Annotated in this window: 2 protein-coding genes; one reads left to right on the top strand and one right to left on the bottom strand. The window is 67.7% G+C overall.

All coding sequences use genetic code 11. The features are described 5' to 3' along the window. The first annotated feature begins 127 nt into the window (after nt 1–127). Entirely contained in the window at nt 128–415 is a 288-nt protein-coding gene (locus tag HPA01S_RS22355) for a DUF1330 domain-containing protein (protein WP_066273705.1), read from the top strand. Nucleotides 416–421: 6 nt separating this feature from the next. On the opposite strand, the gene creD is transcribed toward HPA01S_RS22355, so the two are convergent. Then, nucleotides 422–1,774 carry a cell envelope integrity protein CreD gene (gene creD, locus HPA01S_RS22350; protein WP_066273704.1) on the bottom strand — a complete coding sequence of 451 codons (1,353 nt, stop codon included), beginning with the start codon at nt 1,772–1,774 and terminating at the stop codon, nt 422–424. Nucleotides 1,775–1,951: the final 177 nt, after the last annotated feature.

Here is a 1,951-nt window from a genome sequence, read left to right as displayed (position 1 = left end):
GGCTGAGCCGGACCCTGGATGCCCCTGGCCTGCGTTGCTTCGTGCGCTGTGGATCGCGGTTGTGCTGACGCCCCCTGCGCCGCTAACCCGCGGTAGGTAAGCTCCAGCCACCACCACAGGAGACCCCATGCCCGCCTACATCCACGGCAACATCCAGATCACCGACCCCGTCCTCTACGAGGAATACCGCCGCGAAGCACCGGTGCTTGTCGCCTCGTATGGCGGGCGTTACCTGGCGCGCGGCGGCGCCGCGACGGTGCTGGAGGGCCAGGGCGAACCCAACCGCCAGGTCATCGTCGAATTCCCCGACATGGCGCAGCTCAAGGCCTTCTACCATTCGCCCGAGTACCAGCGCCTCGCCGCGATCCGCCAGCGCGCGGCCACCGGCATGCTGGTGGCCATCGAAGGCGTGTGACCGGCATCAGCCCGGCGTGTTTTGCGTGTTGGCAAACGGCTGGCGAGCAGGCGATGTGCCCATCACGCTGTACCAGTCGATCTTGCGCGTGGCGACCATGATGGCGGCGAGCACGCCGAACAGCAGCAGCGAACCCATCATCAGCGCGTTGTCCTCCGACACCAGGATGCCGTACAACACGCCGTAGAGCGCAACCAGCAGGCCGCTCATGAGCAGGCCCGGCCGCCAGCCGCCGAGCACATGCCGCAGGTAGTGCGCCAGCAGCGCAATGCAGGCCAGGCTGGCCAGCAGGTAGGCCCAGATGAAAGCCATGTGCTCGGCCAGCGACAACAGCAGCAGGAAGAACAGCACCAGCGCGGCGCCAATCATCAGGTACTGCATGGGGTGGATGCGCCAGCGCCGCACCATCTCCAGCACGAAGAAGGCGGCGAAGGTGAGCACGATGAACATCAAGGCGTACTTGGTGGCGCGCTCGCTCAGGCGGTACACGTCCACCGGGTCGTCGAGCGAGACGGAAAAACTCTCGGGCTCGCCGCCCTGCGCGAACTGCTGCTGCGCGCGCGTGGACAGGGAGGGCACGCTCCAGGCGGCGTCGAACCCGGTGGCGCTCACCGTGCGTGTGCGTGGCAGGAAGTCACCACCAAAACCAGGGTGCGGCCAGTCGGACTGCAGTTGCACCCGGTTGTCGTCGGCCAGCGGCACCCAGCCGATGCGGCCGGTGCCGGCCAGGTCGATCTGCAGCGTGAACGGCAAGGCCACGCCGGCGCGCAACTGGGCCAGGTCGATGGCCGCGCCCAGCGGCAGGGGCAGGCGTTGTGCGGCGGTGGCGGGCGCCACCGGCAATGCGTGGCCGTTCACGCTGAGCTGCGGCACGTTGAGCAGACCACGCAGGTCGCTCACGCCCAGCAGCACACGCGGCTGGCCCAGGCTGATCTGGCCGTTCTTCTCCTTCGGCTCCACCTCGGTCCAGACGAAACGGCCGCTGCTCTGGTGCACGCTGGTGTAGACCGTGACCGGGAACACGCCACGCCAGCGCGTCTCGGTGTTCAGGCGGCTGCGCGTTTCCATCACGGTGGGAAAGCGGATCGCCGCGTGCGACTGCGTCACGCGCTCCTCGCGCGTCTGGCCGGTGTCGCCCACCGCCACGGTGCGGGTGAAGGTTTCGGTGTAGGGCACGTAGAGCACCGGGCCGGTGAGGGTCTGCGCGCCGGCATGGGCGCGCGCCACGTCTTCGGTGGCGGCGGCGCGGTTCTGGCTGCGCTCCTGGATCACGCCGCGCACCATCAGCAGGGGAATCGACAGCAACAGCATCAGCAGGCCGATCACCAGCACTTTGCTCAGCAGGGGGTATTTGTTCAAGGCAGGCTCCGTTGTGAGAACCCGGCCAGTCTGGCCACCCACCGAGAAGCCACCGTGCGCTGCAGCAGCGTTTTGTGCAGCGAATGTGAAATCTCAAACACCTTTACGCCAAGCCGGCGCGCGATCCCCAACGCAAGAAGCCGCGCAGACCAGAGGCATCAAGGGTCCGGCTACGCC

The sequence above is a fragment of the Hydrogenophaga palleronii NBRC 102513 genome, assembly GCF_001571225.1.
Lineage (GTDB): Bacteria > Pseudomonadota > Gammaproteobacteria > Burkholderiales > Burkholderiaceae_C > Hydrogenophaga > Hydrogenophaga palleronii.
Note: the sequence above shows the minus strand (reverse complement) of the source record. Positions and strands in the feature narration are given on the sequence as shown.